Annotated in this window: 23 protein-coding genes; 10 read left to right on the top strand and 13 right to left on the bottom strand. The window is 57.9% G+C overall.

What is annotated here, in order from left to right; all coding sequences use genetic code 11:
- Nucleotides 1-665 precede the first annotated feature (665 nt).
- The 4 genes from QO002_RS28645 (at nucleotide 666) to QO002_RS28630 (ending at nucleotide 2,993) form a co-directional block, all read left to right on the top strand.
- Nucleotides 666-872 carry a cold-shock protein gene (locus QO002_RS28645; RefSeq protein ID WP_307236406.1) on the top strand — a complete coding sequence of 69 codons (207 nt, stop codon included), beginning with the start codon at nucleotides 666-668 and terminating at the stop codon, nucleotides 870-872.
- A 319-nt stretch (nucleotides 873-1,191) separates the two neighbouring features.
- Nucleotides 1,192-1,383, top strand: coding sequence for a hypothetical protein (locus QO002_RS28640; RefSeq protein WP_307236404.1), 192 nt, complete (start codon nucleotides 1,192-1,194; stop codon nucleotides 1,381-1,383).
- Between the two features lie 913 nt (nucleotides 1,384-2,296).
- The gene (locus QO002_RS28635; RefSeq protein ID WP_307236401.1) at nucleotides 2,297-2,575 is read left to right on the top strand and encodes a type II toxin-antitoxin system Phd/YefM family antitoxin; all 279 of its coding nucleotides are present in this window, start codon (nucleotides 2,297-2,299) and stop codon (nucleotides 2,573-2,575) included.
- Nucleotides 2,562-2,993: a plasmid maintenance toxin (PemK-like) gene (locus tag QO002_RS28630; protein ID WP_307236399.1), complete on the top strand. Its 432-nt coding sequence runs from the start codon at nucleotides 2,562-2,564 to the stop codon at nucleotides 2,991-2,993. The genes QO002_RS28635 and QO002_RS28630 overlap by 14 nt, the downstream gene beginning before the upstream one ends.
- Before the next feature lie 292 nt (nucleotides 2,994-3,285).
- Here the strand turns inward: QO002_RS28630 and QO002_RS28625 are convergent, their stop codons facing one another.
- The 9 genes from QO002_RS28625 to QO002_RS28585 form a co-directional block, all read right to left on the bottom strand.
- Nucleotides 3,286-4,533: a hypothetical protein gene (locus tag QO002_RS28625; protein WP_307236397.1), complete on the bottom strand. Its 1,248-nt coding sequence runs from the start codon at nucleotides 4,531-4,533 to the stop codon at nucleotides 3,286-3,288.
- Between the two features lie 35 nt (nucleotides 4,534-4,568).
- Nucleotides 4,569-5,327 carry a histidine utilization transcriptional repressor HutC gene (hutC, locus tag QO002_RS28620; RefSeq protein WP_307236395.1) on the bottom strand — a complete coding sequence of 253 codons (759 nt, stop codon included), beginning with the start codon at nucleotides 5,325-5,327 and terminating at the stop codon, nucleotides 4,569-4,571.
- Nucleotides 5,328-5,356: 29 nt separating this feature from the next.
- Nucleotides 5,357-6,385 carry a zinc-dependent alcohol dehydrogenase gene (locus QO002_RS28615; RefSeq protein ID WP_307236393.1) on the bottom strand — a complete coding sequence of 343 codons (1,029 nt, stop codon included), beginning with the start codon at nucleotides 6,383-6,385 and terminating at the stop codon, nucleotides 5,357-5,359.
- A gap of 2 nt (nucleotides 6,386-6,387) precedes the next feature.
- Entirely contained in the window at nucleotides 6,388-7,704 is a 1,317-nt protein-coding gene (gene hisD / locus QO002_RS28610; RefSeq protein WP_307236391.1) for a histidinol dehydrogenase, read from the bottom strand.
- Between the two features lie 43 nt (nucleotides 7,705-7,747).
- Nucleotides 7,748-8,548, bottom strand: coding sequence for an ABC transporter permease (locus tag QO002_RS28605; protein ID WP_307236389.1), 801 nt, complete (start codon nucleotides 8,546-8,548; stop codon nucleotides 7,748-7,750).
- Nucleotides 8,545-9,489 (bottom strand): ABC transporter permease, encoded by a 945-nt coding sequence (locus QO002_RS28600; protein WP_307236387.1) that lies wholly within the window; start codon nucleotides 9,487-9,489, stop codon nucleotides 8,545-8,547. Before QO002_RS28600 ends, QO002_RS28605 begins: the two co-directional genes overlap by 4 nt.
- A gap of 158 nt (nucleotides 9,490-9,647) precedes the next feature.
- On the bottom strand, nucleotides 9,648-10,763 hold the full coding sequence (locus tag QO002_RS28595; protein WP_307236385.1) for an ABC transporter substrate-binding protein: 1,116 nt from the start codon (nucleotides 10,761-10,763) through the stop codon (nucleotides 9,648-9,650).
- Between the two features lie 35 nt (nucleotides 10,764-10,798).
- On the bottom strand, nucleotides 10,799-11,848 hold the full coding sequence (locus tag QO002_RS28590) for an ABC transporter ATP-binding protein (RefSeq protein WP_307236653.1): 1,050 nt from the start codon (nucleotides 11,846-11,848) through the stop codon (nucleotides 10,799-10,801).
- 41 nt (nucleotides 11,849-11,889) lie between these two features.
- Complete coding sequence (locus QO002_RS28585) at nucleotides 11,890-12,663, bottom strand: SDR family NAD(P)-dependent oxidoreductase (protein WP_307236383.1); 774 nt, start codon at nucleotides 12,661-12,663, stop codon at nucleotides 11,890-11,892.
- An 848-nt stretch (nucleotides 12,664-13,511) separates the two neighbouring features.
- On the opposite strand from QO002_RS28585, the gene QO002_RS28580 reads away from it, so the two are divergent.
- Nucleotides 13,512-13,733, top strand: a complete 222-nt coding sequence (locus QO002_RS28580; protein WP_307236380.1) for a hypothetical protein — start codon at nucleotides 13,512-13,514, stop codon at nucleotides 13,731-13,733.
- 581 nt (nucleotides 13,734-14,314) lie between these two features.
- The gene (gene curA, locus QO002_RS28575; protein ID WP_307236378.1) at nucleotides 14,315-15,343 is read left to right on the top strand and encodes an NADPH-dependent curcumin/dihydrocurcumin reductase; all 1,029 of its coding nucleotides are present in this window, start codon (nucleotides 14,315-14,317) and stop codon (nucleotides 15,341-15,343) included.
- 1,537 nt (nucleotides 15,344-16,880) lie between these two features.
- Here the strand turns inward: curA and QO002_RS28570 are convergent.
- The gene (locus QO002_RS28570) at nucleotides 16,881-17,222 is read right to left on the bottom strand and encodes a hypothetical protein (protein WP_307236376.1); all 342 of its coding nucleotides are present in this window, start codon (nucleotides 17,220-17,222) and stop codon (nucleotides 16,881-16,883) included.
- 73 nt (nucleotides 17,223-17,295) lie between these two features.
- Nucleotides 17,296-17,532, bottom strand: a complete 237-nt coding sequence (locus QO002_RS28565; RefSeq protein ID WP_307236374.1) for a hypothetical protein — start codon at nucleotides 17,530-17,532, stop codon at nucleotides 17,296-17,298.
- 202 nt (nucleotides 17,533-17,734) lie between these two features.
- Between QO002_RS28565 and QO002_RS28560 the strand changes: the two genes are divergently transcribed.
- Both QO002_RS28560 and QO002_RS28555 read left to right on the top strand, forming a co-directional pair.
- A complete protein-coding gene (locus QO002_RS28560) occupies nucleotides 17,735-18,292 on the top strand; it encodes an NADPH-dependent FMN reductase (protein ID WP_307236372.1) in 558 nt (185 codons plus the stop codon).
- Between the two features lie 1,844 nt (nucleotides 18,293-20,136).
- On the top strand, nucleotides 20,137-20,358 hold the full coding sequence (locus QO002_RS28555) for a hypothetical protein (protein WP_307236370.1): 222 nt from the start codon (nucleotides 20,137-20,139) through the stop codon (nucleotides 20,356-20,358).
- Between the two features lie 182 nt (nucleotides 20,359-20,540).
- On the opposite strand, the gene QO002_RS28550 is transcribed toward QO002_RS28555, so the two are convergent.
- Nucleotides 20,541-20,837 carry a hypothetical protein gene (locus QO002_RS28550; protein WP_307236367.1) on the bottom strand — a complete coding sequence of 99 codons (297 nt, stop codon included), beginning with the start codon at nucleotides 20,835-20,837 and terminating at the stop codon, nucleotides 20,541-20,543.
- A 648-nt stretch (nucleotides 20,838-21,485) separates the two neighbouring features.
- Between QO002_RS28550 and QO002_RS28545 the strand changes: the two genes are divergently transcribed.
- Nucleotides 21,486-21,659: a hypothetical protein gene (locus QO002_RS28545; protein ID WP_307236365.1), complete on the top strand. Its 174-nt coding sequence runs from the start codon at nucleotides 21,486-21,488 to the stop codon at nucleotides 21,657-21,659.
- Nucleotides 21,660-21,969: 310 nt separating this feature from the next.
- On the opposite strand, the gene QO002_RS28540 is transcribed toward QO002_RS28545, so the two are convergent.
- On the bottom strand, nucleotides 21,970-24,117 hold the full coding sequence (locus QO002_RS28540) for a beta strand repeat-containing protein (RefSeq protein WP_307236363.1): 2,148 nt from the start codon (nucleotides 24,115-24,117) through the stop codon (nucleotides 21,970-21,972).
- A 427-nt stretch (nucleotides 24,118-24,544) separates the two neighbouring features.
- On the opposite strand from QO002_RS28540, the gene QO002_RS28535 reads away from it, so the two are divergent.
- Complete coding sequence (locus tag QO002_RS28535; RefSeq protein WP_307236361.1) at nucleotides 24,545-24,898, top strand: hypothetical protein; 354 nt, start codon at nucleotides 24,545-24,547, stop codon at nucleotides 24,896-24,898.
- Nucleotides 24,899-25,073: the final 175 nt, after the last annotated feature.

Below are 25,073 nucleotides of genomic sequence, written 5' to 3'. Positions count from 1 at the left end.
CATCCCGTGTTTGTGGCATACTGCGAGGCGGCATCCTGCAGTCCAAGTGCGACCAACTACGCGACAGACGTAATGGCGCGCGGGACACCGCCGCGTGCAACTGGTGAGCTGGAGATAGTGCGGAAAATACTAGCCACTTCGCGCTGGCTTGGAGAGCATCGCCGTCCCAACTTTCATTCAATCAAGGCTCAGAATCGAGTCCGTCAGAAAGAGAAACCGTGTTCTACGAGCCGCCAAATAGTCGGATGCAATATTCGCTGCCCAAAACACTAGAACCCACGAGAGTGGCCGTCTCCACGTACATGGAGATCCGATCAGCTATCGTTTAAACTAGGACGGCCGTTATCGGTTCGATGGCTGCGTTCTCTGCGACCCTACGATGGCTATGACAACTAGCCAGCAGCACTACCTTCCGACTTCTGCTTCTCACGGAATACTTGCCTCGACGTCACGACGCAGCGTTACCACAGCATCCAAAGCGTTGTGTTCTCGCGTAGTCCCAAAGCCTGCTTCTCCCGTTGGGCTGTCGCCTGCGTCGACCGCGCCAAGTACAAAACTGATGAGAGGATTAGCTCGCGGCTTTGCCATTTCCCCATTCAACACCTAAGTTCACAGTGACGAGCCAAAGTGCCTTCGTCTGATGAGAGCAATGGGAGAAAACCGAAATGGCAACTGGTACGGTAAAATGGTTCAACGCAACGAAGGGGTTTGGTTTCATCCAGCCAGATGACGGCAGTGCAGATGTCTTCGTGCATGTTTCCGCGGTGGAGCGGGCTGGCATGCGTGGTCTGGCTGATGGCCAGAAAATTACCTACGAGCTAACGAAAGATCGCAAGTCAGGAAAGATGTCGGCGGACAATCTTACGGCTTAGGCCTGACCCCTCAAAAAACGACATTGTGGAGGGTCGGGGCTTAACCCGGCCTTCTTCGTCTTGGGAGCTATAATCGCAGGCGCCAGTGTCGACTTGGCTCCTCGACCTGCTAATCTCTAGCGTATCGGAAACGGTTCACCTCCTCCGAGAAGCTCTCCTCCTCACAAGCTGTCGGTCATTTGTCGAAACCTGCCTCGCCTCCTCCCGCACCGAAATATACGTTTCGCTGACCGCGATCACGGTGCGAACCGGGATGCATCCATCTTTTGCCATTCTTGTCGTTCACCGCTCGAGCTCCAGGACATTGTGAGGAGGAACCATGGAAATCAGTGTGAACGATCGTGAGATGATCATGGTCATGAAGTGCTATTTCCAAACAAAGGTCGAACTGGCCGAATTGAAGGCCAGCTGGAAGCGGCGCGGCAAGCAACCGGCGCGGATATCGGCACCTTTTACGATCTCCGCACCAACGCCGAACGTGCGGACGACCTCCGACGAACGCACATTTTGAAGCATGAGTTGGCTTCGCTGATGGACCGCGCTGAAGCTTGGGGCAGGGCAGAAATTGCCGCTGACCGGGGTTCGTTGAGTGGAAGCAATATCGCCAGAGTAAGATCCGTTTCACTGGATCAATACACCCGATGGCGTGCTCAGCGCTCAGACATTCACTCGTGCCGCCGGACCCATCTTACGCTCTGTGGTGTTACAATAGTCGGCCGCCTGGGCAATCGTTCGATGAAGGCGATTGCTGCTTGCCCACCAACATTCAGCAATCGCGGTTGGCGGGTTTGATCAGATAGCTCGACCGCAGGCCGTGGTAGAGTATGCGATGGGGCGAGATCTGCCTGGCAACGGGGGAATTCAGGATCAGATTGATAGACACTGCGGCGGCCCTGCAAGTCGTTCCACAATTCCCCATTGATCGATGCTCGGGACGATAGGCTCATTCTCGATGCCGGCCTCGTTCAAAGTTTCAGAGGGAATACCGGCAGGGCGATCACGACGACATTCTCGTTTAGGTTGTCGCCACTGGTGGTCCTGGTGCAGCCGAGATGGATGGGGTGCCACGGCAGGGGAGGGGGTTGCCCAACGGGATCGGCGTGAACCGGTTCCCCGACAATCAAGTCCTCTGTACGACGATTTTGCCATCTCCTAGCGCCGTCGGCAGCCAAAGACAAAGGCCATCAGCAGGGCCTAGTGGCGGACATCGACCAGGCTGTCGTCCGCTCAGGCCGAAAGCACTTACGCTATGAAGTCGTTTTCGAGGGGGCAGGAATTCGGCCAGCGTCTCGCGCTCCATCGGCGGCACGGCAGCGATCGTGTCGATTTTTTAACACGCCTGGAAACTTCGTGTTCGCCTGGTCCAACCCGTGTTTGCAGATGTCACGGAAATCCCGTATATTACGGAACAAAGGAGCTTGACCATGGCATCAACTGTAACCGCGGCGGCGGTTTCCAAGAATTTCGGAGCCTACCAGGATGCGGCCGTACGTGAACCGGTAATTATCACCAAGAATGGCCGACCGCGCACTGTTTTGATCGCCTATGAGGATTATCTGCGTCTGGCGAAACGCGATCGTCGCGTTGACCTGACAACAACACTTGGCGACGAGGACCTTGCCGGCATCGAAGCGTCGACTATGGAGCCAGGTCTCGACCATCTCAACGTCGAACTGCTGAACGACAAGCATGCTGCCGACTGAACCGAAGGTCGGATGGGTTTTCCGATATTCGTATCTCTGGCATTGGCAGCATCTCGAAGGTCGTGAAGAGGGTGACAAGGATCGCCCGGCGCTCGTGTTGGCTATCGTCGCAACCTTGGAGGATGGAACCCCTGCCGTGCGGGTTCTACCCATCACGCATTCGCCACCCTCTGATCCAGGAGATGCCATCGAGATTCCACCAGCGACGAAACGTCGTCTCGGACTGGACGACGAGCGATCCTGGATTGTTTTGACAGAGAGCAATCGATTTGTCTGGCCGGGGCCAGATGTAAGGCCTGTCGATACCGAGACCGGCTACTATGGCCCCCTACCGCCGGCACTGTTCGATGAGATCAAACGCCGCTTCGTCGAATTGGCGCGCGGACAAGGTCATAGGGCAACCGCACGCAGTGACTAATAAATGCCGTGCTGCGCTCAAGCATGTTGGCGGGGCGCTGCACCGGCCTAAACCGAGGCAACTGCGGCAGGGAAGGGGGTAAAGCGCTGTCTTTGCCTCCCAGTTACTGCTAGATCTTACGATGCGCCGCTCAAGAAATAAACAGTTAATAAGCCAACCTTATCGGTCGTTATAACATTGCGACGGGATGTGCGGTTTCAGCCATAATTTGATGGAAACTGCACTTCATCTCACCGCACACGGTGTCGCTTTCTACGAGAATCCGCCGATATCTCCACTCGACCCGGTTTGATCAGGCCGGATCAATGCGATCCAGAAACCGTGACATCAAGTCGTCTTCAGTCTCCGGTTCGCTACCCACCATCACGGCGATGGCGATGGCGATGAGCGAAGAGGTCGGATTGTGAGTCGACGCCCCGGCCCTGATGTTCATGACAAGGGTCGGGCACAGAAAATGCGCAAGGCGAATGACGCGACGCCAATCCGCAGGAAGCATGCCACGCGCATCCAACGCGCTTAGAAGAGGCCGCCACAAATTGTCAGCCTTCACATCCAATAATTTGCGTCGCACCGCGCTCAAATCCCAATCGGTTTCCAAGAAAAGCGTTCCGGCCTCGTAGCGGGCAAGTCCCGAATATCGTTTCTCAGCTTCCGCGGCATCATAGAGCCACAGCGGGTGCGCGAAAACATTATGGAAGGTCGTCTTAACCTCAGCCAGAAGGGTCGGAACGTTCTGCCCAGCAAAAGCCGGATCGAAATAGGTCAGCTGCGCCCGGTCATCCGTCTCCGTGTACCAGACATTCGCATTGTGCGCATCGCCGTGCGCGACGACGCCACCGGCGTCGGCAAGCCGGTCGGGCCTCAACCGAATACTCGCAAGGTAGAAGAGTTCGCCGAAGCTGTGACGATATCGCCGGCCATTGATCACGATCCGGGCCTTAGAGAAAGCCTCCCAATCGAGATCGACGCCCGGGAAAAGAAACCGCTCGCCAACGTAAAAGGTTTTGTAGCGTCCGCCGGGAATGGCGCCGGATTGCGGATCGACCAGCCGGTCATAGAACAGTCTATGGATCGGCTCGGCCGCCACCTCCTGCGGCGTTACGACATGCAGGCTTTCCAGGTATACGGAAAGCACCCTGGCGGAAAGCTCCTTCTCGGCAGCAACGGCCTTCGATTCCACCACCGGATCGGGGTTGAGATCCAGCGCCCGCAGCACATCGGAAAAGCGCGGATCGCTGCGCCGACGGTAGATGAGTATCTGTTCTCCGGGCAGAACCGACATATAGACCGGCTGATCCACCGGAAGCCCGGCGCGGGCAAGGATGTCGGCGCGATAATATTCGCCGGACATCGCCTCTTCACCGTCCTCCTGATGAAACTTGAAGAAAAATGACTGGCCATCAGCGTCAAAAAAGCCGTTCAACGAATTCAGGCTGTACTGATCGCGGTTGATGCGGATCGACTCCGCCTTCAGCGAAAACAGATCCAGAAGCAGGCTGCCGAGAAGTGCCGTCGCCGTCGGCTCGTCAGTTCGTGCCATCCGGCGAATGTCCGATGTCCTGCTGTTGTTTTCAGTCATCTTTCATCTTCCAGTTTTTGACGGTATTTCAGCGATGACGGCGCATAACGGCTGCCGAGGGAATAGCGGTCGCCGGCATAGGTAAGCCGGTTGACCGTCGCGACATTTGGACCGGACCAGGTCCGTCGGTGAAGAAGCAGGCAGGGAGCCCCTTCTTCCAGCTTCAGCATCCGTGCGGTTTCGGCATCCGCTCCAATGGCGGAAATGACGTGTTCCACTTCGGTCATCGGCGTCGAGCGCTGCAGATAGTCGTAGGTCGTCATAGCGACGAAGTCCTGCCGCTCGTAGTCCGGCACGAGCTCCGAGTTGACGAAGCGCTCTTCGACCTGGACAGGAATGCCGTTGTCGAAATGGACGACGATCGAATGGGCAACGCGGATCTGTCCACCGGCCTCGAAGGCTGCCAAAAGTTCGATTTCCGGCCGTATGGTTTCGATGAGAATGACCTCGGCGCGATGTTGTCCGCCGCGCCCACTTATCTCGGTGGCAATGTTGGCGACCTCGATCAGGGTCGATTGCGGCTTAGGCGGCGCGACGAATGTTCCCACCCCCTGGATACGCAGGAGATAACCTTCCGACGTCAATTCCCGCAGCGCTCTGTGAACGGTCATGCGCGAAACGCCGAGCGTCGCCACCAGATCGTGCTCGGACGGCAGCTTGCGGTTCCTGTCCCATTCGCCGCTGCCGATATGCGTGAGGACGTAGTCCTTGACCTTCTCGTAAAGGGGGCTCGCATGGTCGGACAGGGTAGTCATCGCGGCCGGCTTTCCGTCGGAGGATTGGGTCAAGGGCGGCACTCGTTTCGGGCAAATCGGACAATCGTCTTGAGACGCGTCGCGTTGCCGGCAAGGAGTCGTTCATAGGTTTGCGGCAAGGCCTCGATTGCTATTTCCCGGTCGATCAGTTTGGCAAGAGCGTCCGCCAGTCCGGGCAGCATGGCGACGGCTTCCGGCAACTCGCTGGAAAAGGCATGGCAGCCGATGAGCGCGATTTCGCGCTCGACGAGCATATTCGGGTCGAGATCGATGCGACCATGCGAGATGCCGACCAGTGTCAGTGAACCGCCGCCGCCAAGATGTGCGATAACCCGCATCAGGACCTCAATATTGCCCGTCGCGTCTAAGGCGTAGCGAAGCACCCGTCCGGAAAGCGCGTCGCGAAAGGATTCCGTGTCGAGGGTGACGTTTGAGGCACCGGTCACCCGCGCAACCAGCCTTGCGCGATCCGCGTTGCGGTCGCAGACGAGGACAGGGCCATCATGCAGGTGCGACAGCAGAAGAGCCGCAAGTCCGCCGATCGGACCGCAGCCGACAACGAGAACGGGCTCGCCGGACGGAATCGCCTGCCGTCGCACCGCATGCAGGGCGACAGCCAGCGGCTCGGCCATGGCCGCAATCGCCGGATCCAACGCCGGATCGTGCCTGACCAGCAGCCGTGCCGGCAATGCCGACTGCTCTGCAAAGCCACCGTCGCAGATTTCTCCGACGAAGCCGAGATGATGGCAGATGTTGTGTCGGCCGCTTCGGCAGGCGGGGCATTCGCCGCACCAGAACCGGGAATCGGCAACGACGGTATCGCCCTCAGTAAATTGCGAAACGCCCGCTCCGACCTCCATTACCACACCAGCGAACTCGTGCCCTGCTACGGACGGCGATCGCGTGATCCACTGCCCGGTGCGAAAATTGTGAAGGTCAGAGCCGCAGATGCCTGCTGCGGCAACAGCAACCCGGACCCAGCCGGGGGCAAGCGGGCCGGGGATGTCAATGTCCTCCACCCGGATATCGCCCACTGCATAGAGTCTTGCCGCCTTCATCGTCACAGGTATTCCTTGCGAACATCGGAGACCGCGTGCTCGTGTGAGGAGAAGCCCTCGTAGCGGGCCAGGGTGCGGGCATGTCTTGCAAATTCCGGATAGGCCGACGCCGTGACGTAGCCGATCGACGAGCGCTTGACAAAATCAGTCACCGACAGCGGTCCGTAGGTGCGCGCCCAGCGACTTGTTGGCAGAACTGCATTAGGCCCGAGACCGAAATTGCCGATCGAGACCGGCGTATGCGGCCCCATGAGGATTTCCGCAGCTTCCGTAATATGGCCGAGATGGGCGAAGGCATCGGTCGACAGGATTTCGAGATGTTCCGGCGCATAGTCGTTGACGAAGCGATAGCTTTCTTCAAGCGAGGAGGTGAGCACGATGCCACCGCAGCGGCCGGTGAGCACCGCTTTCGAGAAGGCGACGCGTTGTTCGGTCATGCGGGCCCAGTGATCGGGCAGGGCGGCGAGGGCCTCTTCGGCCACGCGGCGGCTGTGCGTGACGAGGTAGGCGGAAGAATCCGGACCGTGCTCGGCTTCGACCAGAAGGTCTAGCGCCGCCAGGCCGCCCTTCACCGTTTCGTCGGCAAAGATGACCGCCTCGGACGGGCCAGCGGGCAGACCGGGATCGATGGTGCCGGACAAAAGCCGCTTGGCCGCCACCACGAAGGGACTTCCCGGACCGACGATCTTCAGCGCCGGCCTGACGGTCTGCGTGCCGTAGGCCACAGCTGCAACGGCCTGCGCGCCGCCGACTTTGTAAACGTTGGAGACGCCGGCGAGGCGGGCTGCGACCAGTGTCGCGGCATCCACGGATCCATCTGGCGCCGGCGGTGTGACGATAGCAATCTCCGGCACGCCGGCGACCACGGCGGGCACGGCCGTCATCATGGTCACGGAGGGGAATGCGCCCTTGCCGCGGGGAACGTAGAGCGCAACGGAGCGGATCGGCGTGAAGCGGTCACCAGCATAGGCGCCGGGGCGCATTTCCTTTAGCCACATCGGTTCCGGTTTCTGCACTTCGTGGAAGCGGCGGATGTTGTCGATACCGAATCGGATGGCCTCGATGACATCGTCCTCAACCAGATCGAAAGCTGCGTTGAATTCGACTTCCGTTGCCTTCAGGCGGCTCTCGTCCAAATCCGCCTTGTCCAGTTCGCGCGCGTAACGCACCAGGGCGGCGTCACCCTCGACGCGAACCGCCTCGATGATCGGCTTCACCGTTTCCATGAAACCGGAGAGGTCGGTCTCCGACCGGCGCAGGAGCGCTGCGCGGCTTGGCGCATCCAATGTGGAGAGATCGTGAAAGGAGACGTCTGACATGGCTGTTTTCCCGTTTCGCCAGTGCATCGCGCCGGCTTCTGCATCATTTGGATCTGAGGAAGATTTCAAGACCGACGAGGCGATCGAGCAGAACGATCGCCAGCGCCGCGCAGGCGATGAAGACCACCGAGATCGCCGCCAGATCGGGCGTGATGATGGAGCGGATGGAATTGTAGATCTGGACCGGCAGCGTCACGATGCGTGCATCCGTCAAAAGCAGGCTCACCAGAAATTCATTCAGCGCCAGAATGAACATCAGCAGCGACCCGCTGATAACTCCGGGCATGACAGCGGGCAGGGTCACATGCAGGAAGGTGGAGAGCGGTGGCGCGCCGCAGCTGGCGGCGGCGAGTTCAAGATCCGGATCAAGGCTGGAGGCGCTTGCCGTCACGGCCCAGATCATGAACGGCAGGTTGATGACGCAGCAGGCCAGCCCGACGGGCCAGAGCTGGCCCAGCAACCGTGCCTCGCCGAAGATCAGCATCAGTCCGATGCCGGAACCGATGAGCGGGATGGTGAAGGGCAGCAACAGATAGAGCTGGACCGATTTTTCAAAGCGGATCGCATATTTGGCAAGTACGATACCGGCCAGCGTTCCCACCGGGATCGCAACGATGGTGCAGATTGCCGAGACATAGAGCGAACGCAGGAAGGCGTCCCACAGATCGCGCGAGGTGGCGATTTTCTCGTACCATTTCAGCGAAAAGCCCTCTGGCGGAAAGGTGATGATATTTCCGGACGTGAAGGAAGCGCCGAGGATCACGATCGTCGGTGCCGACAGAAGAACGAGCACCGCGACGACGAAAATCCAAAGAACGATGGTTTTGCTCAACGGGACAGTCATCGGCGCCCCCTCCCCATGGCCAGAGTGCCAGCGCCGAACAGGGTGAAGACCAGACCGACAAGGAGCGAGCCGACGGCGACCAGCAACAGCGCCAGCGTCGAGCCCAGTCCCTGGTCCGATGTGCGGAAGAACTGGTCGTAGATAGCGTTGGCGATGAAATCCTGGCTTCCGCCGCCGAGGATGGCGGGCATGGCGAAATCGGTGAGCGACAGGGTGAGCACGACGAGACCCGCACCCACCAGGCCCGGCCTTGCGAGTGGCAGGACGACATGGCGGAAGGTGCGCACCCAGTCGGCGCCGAGAGAGCCAGCCGCAGCTTCCAGCTCTTCCGGAATGGCGGTCAGCGCCGGTGCGAGCATCAGGACAGCGAACGGCAGCATATATTGGACAAGGCCGAAGAGCACGGCCCAATAATTGTAAAGAAGCCTGATCGGCGCGATGCCGACAAGGCCGAGCGCCTCGTTGACCATTCCCTGATTGCCCAGAATGACCAGCCAGCCATAGGCCCGCACCACCTGCCCGATGAAGAAGGGCAGAAAGAGCGCGATCAACAACAGCTTGCGCGTTATCGGCGAGGATGTTTGGACCATCACGTAGGCATAGGGAAAGGCTAGAACAAGCGTCACGGCCGTGACGATCAGCGACCCCACAAGGCTGCGCCAGGCAACGACTGCAAACAGGCTTTCGGTAAAGGCACGCTGGTAATTTGAAAGCGTATAGGTCTCCGACATCAGAAAGGTGGTCGTATCCAGTGTCCGCAGGCTGGCATCGCCGATCTGCCAGAGACCGAGCACCAGCAGGCCGACGAGCAGCAGGGCGGGCGCCAGCATCAGCCACGGTATCGCGCGGCCGAAGCGCGCAGGCCAGACTAAAGCCGCGAAAGCTTCCAGAGCATCCATGATGCGCCAGGTCAGGGGATAGGCCGATTTCGCCGTTCGCATGTCAGTCCTTGATTGGTGGCAGTGTCAGTGCGCCGGAGCGCCTCTTATCTAGCCTTTTGGCCACCTTCTCCCGCAAACGGGGAGAAGAACCCAGTGGCAACCTTTGTCGTTCCCTCTCCCCTGGGGGGAAAGGGCTGGGGTGTGGGACATCCGAGAGGTCAACCCTGCATGATCGCCTTGAACTTCGAGAACCACTCGCTCTCGTTTTCTACCTGCACCTTGGAGGAGATGCGGATCAGGTGCTTGAAGGCATCTTCGGTGGTCGGATAGGAGGGATCATCGACGAGATCGGCCGGCGGCTTTACGCCCGGCACTACGCCCGGCAGACCGAGGCCGTCGAGCCAGATCTGCTGGGCTTCGACCGTCAACGAGTGATTGATATATTCCTTCGCCCAATAAAGCTCGTTGGCCGGCAGGCCCTTGGGGATCCAGAGGCCGTCGGTATCAAACTTGGCGCCTTCCTCCGGCACGATCCACTTGATGTCGATGCCGTTTTTCTTGGCCTCGCGCGCATTGGTGGAAATCGTGCAGGCGGCGTCGATCTCGCCCTTCTGGAACCACGTGGTGAAATCCGGATCTTCGCCGAGCAACGGCTGCTGCTCCTTCATCTTGGCGACGAAATCCCAGGCCGGCTGCATGTTGGCCGGAATGTCCTCCAGCTTGCCGCCGCCGGCGACCTGTGCGGGGAAGTGGAAGCCGATGCCGTCATTGTAGAGTGCGATGCGGCCCTTGTACTTGGGATCGAGCAGGTCCTTCCAGGACTTCGGCGCACCGTTCGGAAACGCTTCCGGGCGGTAGGCAAGTACGTAAACATAACCGTAGGTGTTGACGATTGGATAGCCGTCGAGACCGACCGGCTTTGCAAGATCGGTGGTGTTCTTGAGGTTGGGAAGATCCGACAGATCCTCGGTTACGCCGCGCAGCGCCGATTTCGTGGCGTTGGTGGTCGTGTCCCAGTTGATGTGGATCGGTGGCGCGCGGCCCTGAGCTACGGCCGCCCAGACCTTCGGCTGGATTTCGTTGTCCTCGGTCAGATCGTGGCGGACAGCAATGCCGGTCTTTGCGGTGAAGCTATCGGAGACGCCGGCCTTCAGCGCGTCGACCCAGCTGCCGCCCCAGGCGCGAACGATCAGTTCCTTCGGCTTTTCAGGCTCCTGCGCTAAGGCGCTGGACAGGCCCAGTGACGACAGGCCCGCAGCACCGCCGATCGTCGCCGCGCCCTGTAGGAACCGGCGGCGGCGGATAGTCAAGGATGTCAGTTTATCTTCGCTCATGTTCATTCTCCTCTGGTTTGACCGGTTTCTCCGGCTTACGGCTTGAAGTGCAGGACGTCTCCGGCGGTCCAGCCGAGATGAACAGCGGACCCTGCTTCCAGCTGGCTGTGTGCAGACGGATCATGATCAAAAACCCGCAGCAGCGCATCGCCTAGCGATGCTACCCGAACCTCGTAGACGACCCTCTCGCCCTCGAAGATGGCATCCGCCACGACCCCCTCGACGATCGTATCGGCACCGTCCAATCCGTCGCGGGTCGGCGCGATGCGGATCTTTTCCGCGCGGATTGCCCGGCGTTCGCCGTCCGGCGCATCGAGGAAGTTTGTCACGCCGATGAAATTGGCGACGAAGGCGTTGGACGGGCTTCGATAGGTCTCGGCCGGCCTCGCCTTCTGCTGGATTTCCCCGCCGTCCATAACAATGATCTCGTCGGACACGACGAGGGCTTCCCGCTGATCGTGGGTCACATTGATCGTCGTCACGCCGAGTTCGCGCTGGATGCGGCGGAACTCGAGTTGCATTTCCTCACGCAGTTTCCGGTCGAGGGCTGCGAGTGGTTCATCGAGCAAGAGCAGGTCGGGCTCGAACACCAGCGCGCGGGCAATCGCCACGCGCTGCTGCTGGCCACCCGACAGTTCGTGCAACCGGCGGGTGCCGTAGCCGCCAAGACGCACCATGTCGAGATAGCGCTCGACCCGGGCGGGAATGTCACGCGCATCGCTGCGCCGCATCTTCAATGGAAAGGCGACGTTCTCTGCGGCGGTCATATGGGGGAAAAGGGCCAGCTTCTGGAACACCATGCCGATCGACCGCCGATGCGGCGGCACGGCGCTGACGGCGGCGCCGTTGATGAAAATCTCGCCGCTGGTCGGCCGCTGGAAGCCCGCGATCAATCGCAGCAGTGTCGTCTTGCCGGATCCGGAGGGGCCGAGGATCGTAAGAAACTTTCCCGTTTCGAGATCGAAAGACGCCGAACGCACCGCATGGACGCCGTCATAGACCATGTTCACGGCCTTGACGGATACCGCAATTGCGACCCCCTCCGGTTTTGCCTTGATCGACGATCCCCTAAGTGCAACCTGCATCATGCTTTCCTTGCGCGGCGACAACGCCGCATGTAAAACGTTCAGATCGAGGCGAGGTAGCCGCCATCCACCGGTATGCAATGCCCCGTGACATAACGGGACGCATCGCTCGAAAGGAAGACGACTGCGCCCGCCATGTCCTCCATGGCGCCGAAGCGCCGTTGCGGAATCTTTGCCAGCATCGCCTGTTGCCATGCTTCGTCCTGGTAAAAAACATCCGTCATCGCCGTGCGGAAATAGCCGGGAGCTACGGCGTTGACGCGAATGCCATGCTGCGCCCATTCTGCGGCAAGCGCATGCGTCATGCCCATGAGGCCGGCTTTCGAAGAGCCGTAGGGAACCGCGGTCGGAACACCGACATAGGAGGTCAGCGAGCAGAGATTTACAATGGAGCCGCCAGTGCCGAGCGCGACCATGTTGCGCGCCGCGGCCTGCGCGCAGAAGAACGCACCCTTCAGATTGATTGATACGATCCGGTCCCACAACGCCTCGTCGACATCGAGGGAGGGCCGGATTTCTTCATAACCGGCATTGTTGATCAGGATGTCCAGTCCGTTCAACGCATGCGACGCGGCGTCGATGACGGAAGAGCAGGCATCGACATCCCGAACATCTAGCGCATAGGCAAGGGCCTGTCTGCCCGCGTTGTCGATGCACGTTCGGCTTTCTTCCAAGCCCTTAACGTCGCGCGCAGTAATCGCGACATCCGCCCCGGCGGATGCGAGCGCCTGGGCGATCGCCTGCCCGAGACCGCGGCTGGCACCTGTTACAAGTGCCTTTCGCCCGGTCAGATCGAAGAGTGCCGGTACATTCATCAGGCCCTGCCATTGATCTGCTGTTGTCAGATGCCGAGGACATAGCACCATCTTTCATGATTGTTGTCTATACATATATGTACAAATAATAAGCTTCACCGATTGTGTGGGCAAAAATCAGTCAATTTTGAATCGATGGAAGGAAGACGTATCTATTAAACCGGCCGCGAAACTATGGGGACGGCAGTCGCGATGTCAGGCCACCTGTCAGTCAGATCACGGCATCGTCAACTTAACGGAACATGGAATTTAATGTGCGATGACTGGTCTGGTCTGCCCCCATGGGGTGATCCGGGTTTAGTGTTAGTGCATGCTCGGCCTTGCCGCCACTGCTGGCGTTGAAGCCGGGCCGTTTTGCCGAGGCCACACGATGGCTTCCCTTCGCCAGTCCCCTTGGTGTCCGTCGCGATTATTACTTCATGTTGGCGAACTACTACACATATGCCCCGTCATCGGATTTGAACTCCCTTGGAAATAGCTGTCGTCGCAATGGCACTCATGACCCCCGCGATGGTGACCCCAATCGCACCGATCGTTGCCCTACCGAAGATGGCGGTGAAGATCGGGAGAAAGAGGGGGTCGCGGCGCGCAATCGGATAAAGCGTCGTGGTACGCCGTAGGCTGTATTCCCAGATGTGGCGGAGACAGGGTCACTATATGAGTTGGCATAAAATCGCTCATCTCTCAGCATATGAGCCTCGCATGGACAATAGCGGCAGGCACGGCAATGCCGCCCGCCTGGGTGGTGGCGGGGGTAGTCATGATTGTCCTTTTGTCGGTCTAGTCGGTGGCCATGCGGGCCTCCTAGAAATGGCAGCCTGCGTGGTGGCGGCTTTCGGAGGTGGAGCATGTTTGGGTGGTTGAAGGCCGTTATTTTGACCGCAACGTGCGCCGTAGGTATCGCGTGCGGCGCCTACCTCGCTTGGAAGGAGAACGGCGCGGCGAATGCCGAGGCAAAACTATACGAGCAAACGGCAATGCGATCCGTATGCGGAATGGCCAAGACCGACCCCACGCTACTGGCAATGAAGCAGCACTGCATCGAAGACGGCTACATCACGGAGGACTAGCCGTCCCGCGCAACAGATTTTGGGCAACTGTTCAGCGGCCGGCGCCGTATCAACCAAAAGCCCCTATCGTCTTCCCATCCGTCATAATCATAGATGCACGCCCGCAGAGGCGCCCAGTGACGCACGCAGAACGGCCATTGCAGCAGGCTTCCGATGTCGAGCGACGCTCTCTCTTTGACGCCTTGGGCACTCTACTCGGAACTGCTCGGTGCGCTGAGGCGCGCCGGAGGTTGCGAGATCGGCGGGTTCGCCGCCGCGACTTCAGAATAGTTTCCACGTGACCCATCCGCAACCCTATGACACCCGTGTTCAGTCGCAGAATTGATTGTGGCTGTTGCCTGTGATCTTGGTGTTTTGACCGCTGACGCAGCGGGGGCACTCCTGTCGGAGCCAAGCATTGACGCGAGGCGAGCCCATATGGATAAATTCGGCCGCCGGTAGAAGTCGAACGCTCCGGCATTAGGGTCCTTGCGAAGATCAGATGCAGGGGCCCTTTTTATGTCCGGATCGCGCGCGATCTTGTCTTGGTTACGATGGCCCCGGCGCGATTGATCCTCCACTCGCTCAAGGAGCCACAAATCATGAACGGAAACCAGCGAATATTGCTCGCATCACGCCCGACTGGTGCTCCGACGATCGCCGACTTCACCATCGACACTGGCCCCGTCGCGGAACCCGCCATAGGTCAAGTCCTGCTCAAGATCCTCTACCTTTCGCTCGATCCGTACATGCGCGGACGCATGAGCGCCGCCAAATCCTATGCCGCGCCGGTCGAGATAGGCGCGGTTATGGAGGGCGGAACTGTCGCCCGGGTTATAAAAAGCCGAAACCCCGCTTTTGCAGAAGGTGATGTGGTTCTGTCCCATTCTGGATGGCAGAACTACGCGCTTTCAAACGGAAATGAATTGCGTAAGCTCGATCCAGCCGTCGCGCCCGTCACGACCGCGCTCGGCGTGCTCGGCATGCCTGGGTTCACCGCCTGGGCGGGCCTTGCCAATATCGGTCAGCCGAAGCCTGGTGAAACACTCGTCGTCGCAGCGGCCAGCGGCGCGGTCGGCTCGGTCGTCGGGCAGATCGCCCGGCTGAGGGGTGCCCGCGCCGTCGGTATAGCCGGCGGGCCGGAAAAGTGCGCTTACCTGCAAGACGAACTTGGCTTCGACGCAGCCATAGACCACCGCAGCCCCGATCTTAACGAGCGGCTCGCCAAGGCCTGCCCTCAGGGCATCGACGTCTATTTCGAGACTGTCGGCGGCAAGGTCTGGGACGCGGTTTTTCCGCTTTTCAATCCTTTTGCACGGATCCCCGTCTGCGGCCTCATCGCCCAATATAATGCGCGTCCCGGCCAAGCGGCGCAACAGGACCGGTTGCCCGATGTTATGCGCACCGTCCTGACGAAGAGCCTGCTGATCCGCGGCTTCATCCAGCGCGAGTTCGTCCATCAGCGGGAGCAGTTTTACAAGGAAGTGAGCGAGTGGATCGCCTCTGGCGCCTTGCGCTACCGGGAGGACATCGTCGCCGGCCTGGAGCGGGCTCCCGAAGCGTTCATCGGCCTCTTGGAGGGAGGGAACTTTGGGAAGCTTATCGTTCGCGTGGGCGAAGACGCTATTTGATAAACTACTGAAGGCAGGACGGCAGGACGTCAGGATAACGGACGGCGCTTGGGTGTCCCTCTAATTCTAGCGTGGACGGATGGGGTGTCAGGGCTCTGGGGGCGCTTGTCTGCGGAGGCCTGTGAGCACCCAGCGGATTACCAACCCGATCAGCAGAAGGACGATGGGAGGCGACAGCGCAACTTTGATTGCGTCGATGAATCTCTCCCACCGCTTTTCGCTGATCAACTTCAATTGTGCAGCTTCAGCTTGCTCATGATTGGCTTTCATTAGCCCAAATTGGTCGGCCTCCGACATTGCTGTCGGGAAGAAGTAGGTGGTTGACTTAGGCAGGGTCTCGCTCGTGGCGGCGCGCGCTCCGGTGCAGTTCTCCGATCGGGGCGGAATGAATGGGCGCGAGTGCGAGGGCGGCAACATATTCCGCACAACACCGCAAAAACGGTAAAGTTTTTCTCGCGGGTGCGTTTTCGCACCCTTAAGAAAAACATGTGCTGCCGCTGAAGCCGGTGTGCTGGAATGGACGATCTAGACTTTGAAGGCCGCGCCCGTCAGTCGGGAAAATTTTGGCGAATGTCTAGACCAAAAAGAACAATCACCTTTTCGGAGTGGGCGGGCATGACTGATATCGAGTCCAAGCAAAATCATAGACTAATCGAACCATTCACGCTTGAACAATTTCGGCAGCGATACTGCCTCAGTTGGAACGAGGCCAGAGAACTTTTCGAAAAGGTCGGCCCGTCGGGTGTTGAGCTAAGTCTGTTGATGGCGTCGAAAGGCAGATTGCTTGTTGATTAAGGGAGACTAAATCGCCCGGTCCCAGGCTTTTTCGTGGGTCGGAAGGTTTTTGTACACGAGGTGCGAATGGATGGCGGCGATGCCCTGGCCGGATGGTCCGAGACCGGTCGACACCCCTCCCGGTCTGCTCGGCAACCATACTTATTGATCTCGCGATTACATAACCACAGCGTGACCTTTAGCTTGTGAGTAAGGCGCAGTTGGTTTCGTAGTCAGGAATTGAGGACATTGCCCCCCTTCAGGCTCACGTCAGAAAAGTTCAGTTTGATCGTGTGATAGTGAAAACTATCGCTGGAGAAGATCCCCGTCTTTGCCGGTGTTCTCTCCGCCACCAAATCAGGCGGGGTAAGCCAGTGGGAGCCGCAGCCACTGGCTTTTTAATCTCCATCATTTTCTCAAATTCTGGTTTTAACCGGCCACACGTTTTCGAACGGAAATGTAAATGCCGCCATGCTAAAGCACATTCTTCACATTGTCCTAGCCGGATCGATTGCCATAACAATCGGGCTAATGGTCGTTATTATTTGGGGAAATGGAGAAGGTGCGGGTATGCCTCCATCCACTCACGGAATGATAAACGCGCAGGCGAATTAATGGTGTCGCCTCGCTGCGACGCCGATGGCAATGCGATGCCCACACGACCCTGGGCCTGCGGGACCGTGCCCTGGCAGTCGCTCTACTTAGTCCGTGGGTGATCCACTAACGGCTCCGGCGGAAAGCACTGCAGGGTCATGCTGCATCTTCAGGGTTCCTCGATATGCTCATTCTTTGCGTCCAACACCATCTTGAGCGTGCGGATCGTGTCGGCTGCATCGAGCAAGGCGTCTTTCGCCTGATCGGGCGGTAGTCCCCTTGCTCTGGCCGACGCAGTCTGAAGGTAGATGACGACGTCACGGCTTAGGCGGTTCTGCTCGACGCCGATTTGCTGGCGCATGTCTCGTATCGTATCGATCGACCGATCCAGCAATCGGCTTACCTCGGTCGCGCCCAGCGTCTCGACGTTGTTCGCGACCCTTAAAAGCTCAGCAATGAAGTCGGTGGTGGGGTCATGCCAATGACGCTCCCTCCAACGCAAGCGGTTCAAGGCCGTGCCCTCATCCTGCCAGGCGGCCTGATGCTATTCGATCTGGTCGTTTGCCTCGTACCACTCGTTGGACTCAGCCTTCAAATGTTTCCAGGACAATCCGGGTAACAATTGCAGCTATGTGTTCAAGTTCACTGGAGATTTGCGTTGGGGCAAGCGGTTGCATGCCCAATGCCTTGTCGTTCTCCGACAGCGGAGCGAGGTCGTATTTAAGGCTGAGCGCGATCGCGTTGATTTGGGCAAGATCGCGTAACACCGCTGCGAGGGCTTTGCCTTGGAAGGGGCGATTGGTGTTGGCTGCCTCAATCATTAGCCGTTCCCACAAACACCCCGAATTCCGAACGGGCAAGCCCTCGCAGCTCGCGACCTCGCCGTCAGCAAGAATATGGTTGCCGATATAGCGAAGCGAAACCGTGTGTCAAAGTCCGCCCCACTACCACCTTTCAGGTGGTTCCTCAGCAAGGAACTAACGGGTGACATAAAAGCGATTGCGCATCGCGATCGGTGAATTCATGAAGATACTCGCAATTTCAGGCAGCGCGCGCCGACTGTCCACCAACACTGCATTGTTGAAGGCGATGCAGGGCATGGCGCCTACGGGTATCGTCATCGACGTATTTGATGGCATAGGGGATTTGCCTGTCTTTTCGCCCGATCTCGAAGGGTCTGACGAGCCGGATAGCGTACGGATGTTTAAACAGGCGATTTCGGCGAGTGACGGGTTACTCATTTCCAGCCCGGAATACGTTCGCAGCATCCCCGGCGGCTTGAAAAATGCGATCGATTGGCTCGTTTCAGGGGATCAGGTGATTGGGAAATCCATTGCTCTTGTCCATGCCTCACACCGCGGAGACGACATGTTAAACATCCTGCGAACGGTGCTTGCGACGGTAAGTTCCAATTTCAATGAAAGCCTTTTCTTTCGACTTCCGGTGATGAAGGACACGCCGGAACAGATCCTCGAGAATCTCAAGGCCCCATCCAATCGAGAAAGGGCCGAAAGATTTCTCGCGGACTTCGCTTCCTTCTGTCAAAATCCAGGTGTCAATAGTCCGAACTTCCAACTGTGATGTCGAGAGCGTATCCGAAGGAAGAGAGCCGGTGGCCCCCAACGCCACTGCCTCACCAGAGGAACCAAATCGTTTTGATGTGCATTTTAACACGTTGAAATTGAAAGGAACCCGTCATGAACCGCATCATCTATATCGTTGGACTGATCGTCATCGTCATTGCCGTGCTGTCATTTTTTGGCTTGCGCTAATTGGGGTGAGACCTCGACTAACACGTCCAAGCGTCCAAGCGTCCAAGCGTCCAAGCGTCCAAGAGGGTCGTGTCTCGGCACGACCCCCCGCGTAGGATAGAACCACAAAGATAGATGCCGTGTCGCCGTCCTGCGTGCGTCTTGCAATTTTTTAAGCACCGCCGATTGCGCCTAGCCGTGTCTTGATTAATATCGCCGGTGGAACGGAAGCGCCTGAACAACCTTCTAACCAGTGGCCGTTGTGTGATCCCATCACGCAACGGCCTTTCGCTGCAAGGAGGTTTGGAGCGCCTGATGCTCCGCTTTGAACGCGACCAACGCGTTACGAGAGCGGTCTGGCAATAGCCCAACTCTGTTCAACGCACGGTCCACGGCAGGAACTGCATCAGGGAAGCGAAGTTGTCGAACGACAGTCCCAGCACATGCAGCATATGTCGAGACAGAAAAGCGGATTGGCGCTGTTTGCTGACTTGGACCAACCTCGGTGAGCCTGGAGCGTAAAACCTCCCGATGAGTAAGCCATCCAAGCCAAATCACCGAGGGCCTTCTGCGCATACGCATTATGAAAATTAGCACACGCTGAAGTTTTGCCAAGCCTGCACGCTCGGATGATGAAGAGGTAGGGGAATAGACTATTGGGCGAATTGATCTCCTGCCCGTCAAAGCACAACCTGTGTGGAGGACGAACGCCCCATGGGATCGAGCCTTATTCTGTTAATCCCTTGTTTATTGGTCACGATAGGTCTCTTCACGCAGGGCACCGTAAAGCATATTCCGCCGCTCAAAGGCGGGGAATATTGGGATTGAAAGCAACGCGGCGGCGACAGCTCCCTTCGCGTCAATGTTTTGGCTCCGATCAACAGGTGTAAGACCTCCCCCAATTGGGTGAGGTGTGAATATATCATTTAGCTAAAATACCTCTCATTCTGAGAGATAGCGAGGCGATCGTGGAAACAATTGACGCCGAGTTGGAGAGCGCCTTCTTTGTGTACAATCCGGAGCGCCGAACGATAACGATCGTGCTGGATGATTCCCTCACGGTGCTTGGCCCGTTTAAAAATGAAGACGAGGCATCCACCGCGGCCCTCGAGTTCTGTATGGGACACCACGGTGCCCCTCATCGTTCCTTGAGGCACAAGAGGTTGCGAGCGACGCTCCACTGAGCGATTCCACATTCCATGATGGCGGTTTCCAGAGCCGGAGTTTGCGACCGTACTGGTCCTCATCGCGTGCTGGTCACGCTGCAAGCTCCAACGGGCCGAAATTGAGCTTCTCTCTGAGCCGCTCCCCCCACCGCATAACGATAACCGGTAGCATTCACAGTTGGTTGCGTGGCCTGTTGAGCCGCGGGGTCCGTGCATCGGGCGAGACTTATGTGAACACCGTATCCCTCGTCACCGACAATGTCGCCGTAGCCTTTTGGGCCGTCTATTGCTTCCGGCTTATTTTCCGTTATTCATATACAAACTATCTCCCCATATGTGCAGGGCGACGATGTTTCACGAATCCGATACTTCAGCGGAGTTAACCGATCTAGCCCACGGCAGCCGGTTCGGAGAGTGTGGATCACAGGACCTTCTGGACCGTCTGGGGACAGCCGTCGCCAACGGCAAGGCGGCTCTCAACTTTGATCCACCTATGGATGCATGAGGCATGGAAAAATCCGAAACCGAGAATGCCATCCGCTCCCTGAGTGCGATATGGTTTCGAACTCTGACCGATAAAGAAATGGATCATCCGACCTTCAGATCGTTTAAAGCCTGGCTTCGACAGAACGGGCATGGCCATACCCTCGACTTCCACTCCGCAGGGGGCGCAGATCATGATGCCGAAGTGTGGTTCAACGAGGCGTTGCGCCGGCGTTGGCGGTGGTAAATGCAGACGCAATCTACGCCCGTGGTGAGGCGATATGCTGGCTTCTGTCGCCCAGCGGTCGCTGCGTTCGGGATTCTAGAAGCTCGGCGACCGCCAGCGGGAAGACGTCGGAGCTGATCGAGAGCACCCGTGGTCCAACCCGTTGGCGCAGATCCTTTGCCTCTGGGAGATAGACCTGGATTTCATACGGTGTGATCCGGCGTGGTTATCCGTGCGATTTCCGCAAGAAGTTCATCTTCCGAAGTGAACGGTACAGGCTGGGTCTGACCCTTGCCCGATGCTACCGAAATTCGCTTCTGCTTGAGCCGCTCTTTGCAGATGATCCGATACCGCCGACGCACTTCTACCATGTCGACGTCTCCTTCAATCCAGAGTTCGACCAATGCCATGAAGTCCGCATCGCGGTCGATCGCATGACCCGCAGCTGCTTCCGTTGTTATCAGGTGCTGCATTAACGCGCGGCGACGATCCGTGCTCATTATGTTCTCCGCTTGATCCATGAAAAGTCCCGGCGAAACGCCCCGTGCTTTTCACTGCATGGTGAAAATATCAGGCGACCCTCTTTTTGACAGTCCTCACGATCGGCCGAACGTTCGCCAATCGCCTCGGGGGTCGTTGCGGCCTTGCGCAGGGCGGTCATCTGCATCGACAAAACCGTCAGGCCACGTGGCCAGACTTGACGAACGTCCCGGTCCGTATCCGACAACAATCGGGGGTGGGTTCGATCGTTGCCATGATCGGCCGACAGGAAAAACCCCGCCGTGTGAGGGCGGGGCAAAGTGCCATCCCACACTTGGCTGCAATGTGGGTGAGGGGAGGCGGCGTCCCAGAGAGGGAAACCAGAATGAAACCTTAGGTACCGCGGTGTGGAATGGGAAGCCTGGTTTTCCCGATTCCGGTACGCTGGCAAAAAGAAACCCGCCAAACTGGCGGGCGAGAAACAGAGGTGCGCGTACGTGATACTTATCGCGCTTGGCAACAGTGTGCTTCATGAACTGTAAAGAGCTGGTAAAGGGAGGCGACGTTCTGCGGACGCCCCCCAGCCCGATGTGGCTGCTGGATGTGAGCACTGGCGCCTCGGTTTTCGGGCGTTTGCTCGCTGAATTTTGGCCTGCCAGAAGATTGTTATGGCTGAGGTGAAGACCGTGAGCATCCGCGATGGCAAGAGCCTCCGCAATACACTTCTAGCCCAGGCCGAAAAGGAAGCCGACGACACAAGCGTAGCAATCCACTACGGCGGAGGAAAAATGGGTTATGATGCATTCGTGCTTTTGGGAAAAGTTCTCACCGGGCGCGACTAGGGGGAGGATATTCAATCTCACCTCCCCCAACAACGCTTCAACGCCCAGGATTGAGTTGTCACCTGACCTCGAATGTCGGTTTAAATGATGCCGGAGCGAGGCTTTTTTCAGATCGGGGGTCCTGATGCTCTGCTGATCGACAATGACGATGACTGGGCCCGGCATGCGTTTTCGTGAGCAAGCGGTCCAATATCCGCCAGAAGCGGCGATGGCCAAGACTGGCCAAATGACCGCTCCGCTCCATAAGGACCGAGCGATGCCTCGGCCATACGTCGGTCGGTACGTGACGCGACGTCTACCCCACCACTCATCAGATCAAAACGAAATCTGCGGCAGTCAGTGTCGCGTTGTTGAAAAGCATTGCGAATTGCACGCCAGCGGCTCCCCCATTGCCGTCGGCATCATAAAGCAATCCGCCGGTTTCGTTGTTGTAGACGATATAATCATTGGCATCCTGCGCCTGCGTCGACAGCTTGAAATACGCTGCGTTCAACGCCTCCGTCTCGCTCCCAAGCTTGGTAAAGATAGCGTTGTCCAACTGGAACACATCGTTGTTGGTGGACGTGTTGGAGAAGTCGGTGATGATATCGCGGTTGGTTGCGGCAGTTGGTCTGGTATCGAACACGAAAGCATCGTTACCCGATCCTCCGAACAGTGTATCAATACCCAAGCCGCCAGCCAATTTGTCGGCGCCGCTTCCCCCTTCGAGAACATTGATGCCTGCATTGCCGCGGATGATGTTAGCCAGCGAATTGCCGGTGCCGTTGATCGTTGATGTTCCCGTCAATGTCAGATGCTCGATATTGATCCCGAGCACATAGGTTGCGCTCGACCGGACAGTATCTGTGCCTTGATTGCTGGCCTCAGTGATCGCATCGCCACCGTCGATGATATAAGTGTCGTTGCCGTTGCTGCCAAAGAGACGATCGAAGCCTGTTCCGCCGTTCAGCACGTTTGCCGCGCTGTTGCCGATGATGGTATTGTTAAGCGAGTTGCCCGTGCCGTTGATCGCGTTTGCACCGATCAAAGTCAGATTGTCCACATTGCTGGACAAGGTATGGTCGCCGCTCGACTGCACCAAATCGATACCCTGATTGGCAGCCTCGACGATCGTGTCGCCGCTCTCAGTTATGTAGGTGTCGTTGCCGTTACCGCCGACTAGGCGGTCAATGCCGGTGACACCGTTCAGGATGTTCGCCGCGCTGTTGCCGGTGATGGTGTTGGCAAGCGAGTTGCCGGTGCCGGCAATCGCAGCGCTCCCGGTCAGCGAGAGATTTTCGACATTGGCGTCCAGCTTATAATCGACGCTTGCCTTCACTGTGTCTGTGCCCTGATTGGCAACCTCGACGATGGTATCACCACCATCCGTGATATAGGTGTCGTTGCCACTGCGTCCCACCAGACGATCGATACCGGTTGCACCGTTCAGAGCATTCGCAGCGCTGTTGCCCGTGATGGTGTTGGCAAGCGAGTTGCCTGTGCCGCCAAGTGCCGATAGGCCGGTCAGCAAGAGATTTTCGATATTAGCGCCTAGCGTATAATCGACGCTTGACTTCACTGTGTCTGCGCCTTGATTGGCAGCCTCGACAATCGTGTCGCCGCCTTCCGTGACATAGGTGTCGCTGCCGAGCCCGCCGACTAGTCTGTCCGCTCCCGTGACACCGTCAAGCACGTTCGAACCGCCGTTGCCGGTGATCGTGTTGTCGAAATAGTTGCCGGTGCCATTGATTGAGGCAGTGCCCGTCAGTTTCAGATGCTCGATGTTGTCGCCAAGCGCGTAGGTTACGCCAGATTGCACCGTGTCGGCGCCACCGGCCTCACCCGAGGTGATCTCGGTGGCGACGTCGCCCGCGCCGACGATATAAAGGTCCGCGCCGTCGAGGCCGGAGAGCACATTTGCGCCGGTGTTCAGCAAACCGTTCAATATATTGGCGACCCCATTACCGGTGCCTATGACGCCAGCGGTCCCGATCAGCGTCAGGTTCTCGAAATTAGCGGAAAGCGTACTGGCAACGCTCGAGCGGATGGTGTCGCTCCCCGCGTTCGCTGCCTCGACGATCGTGTCGCCGCCATCAGTGATATATGTGTCGTTGCCAAGCCCACCCTCAAAGCGATCCGCCCCGCCCGCACCATCCAGCACATTTGCTCCGTCATTACCGATAATGATATTGGCCAGCAGGTTCCCCTTACCGTTGATTGCCGCCACGCCCGTGAGAGTCAGGTTTTCAACATTGTCCGACAGAGCCTGCGTGGCACCGGACCTCACCAAGTCGGTACCACCGTTGAGAGACTCGATGATCGTGTCACCCTGGCTGGCGACATAGGTGTCGTCACCGCCGCCGCCGTTTAGCCAATCCTCAAAATTTGAACCTATCATGGTGTCAGCAGCAGCTGTCGAGGTAATCGTTGCGGCCGATGTAAGTGCAGAGCAGTCGATGGTTAGGGAAAAGGTATTCATTCGCGTCGAAAAATCGACTGTGCCGCCCGCATCGGTGAGATAAAACGTGAAGTGTTCTCCAGCCAAATCTATCAAAGAGAAGCTCGATAACTGAGCGATCGACGCGGTTAATGAACGAAACATACTGACGGAGAGAACTTCAAAATTGTTGAACACTATCGTTCCCAAGGTCGGTCTTGTTTGGAACACGGCCCAGACATCAACACTGTCAAGCCCATCACCGCCATCAGCCGTACCACCTGGGATATGGTCCGCCCCGTTATTAGGATCCGAAATGCGCAAGTTATCATTGCCTAACCCGCCTTCGATCTTATCGATTCCGCCGGGATCTCCACCGCCAAAGAACGGGCCATACATACTGTCAAATATATCATCGCCATCAGTTCCAGTGAGGATGTCATCGCCGGTCGTCAGGATGTATGTTGCCATGGAAATATCGTCCCGCCTCAGCATGATATTCTGGGCACGTCCCGGTCCGGAATATCAAAAAGTTAATGATCGTTTCGGCAACCAGCACCGCCACGTTGTTTATTTACGGAAAAGTGCGGATATCATCGATTTCAACTTCTACGGCAGAAGCAAGGAAACACCAATACGTCAAATGACGCACCAAACACCGATTGGACGCAAGGATCTTCGCGCCGACGTGACCGCTTGGCCAACAAAGGGACCCAGTGAGCAGGAGACTATGCTGACGATAGCCACCGATCCTACGCATCTCGGGGCCTGTATCGGCATCACCGAAAGATGGACATCTTCTGTAATGAACTTATGCTGCTAGCTCTAAACGTAATGTTTCTCACGAGGTGTCCAACGCAGTCATTCGTGCCCACACGCTCTCCGCTTTCTCACGACGTGGTCGCCGCCGTTTTTGGCTTGACGCCAAGGGTGCATTCCTCGGGAGAAATGGAAAAGATTGGTCGCATCACGTGCCCGTTTCGACAAACATCTCAAGC

Origin of the sequence: Pararhizobium capsulatum DSM 1112 (genome assembly GCF_030814475.1) — a bacterium.
GTDB lineage: Bacteria > Pseudomonadota > Alphaproteobacteria > Rhizobiales > Rhizobiaceae > Pararhizobium > Pararhizobium capsulatum.
The sequence above is the reverse complement of the archived record's forward strand: the minus strand, read 5'-3'. Positions and strand labels throughout refer to the sequence as shown.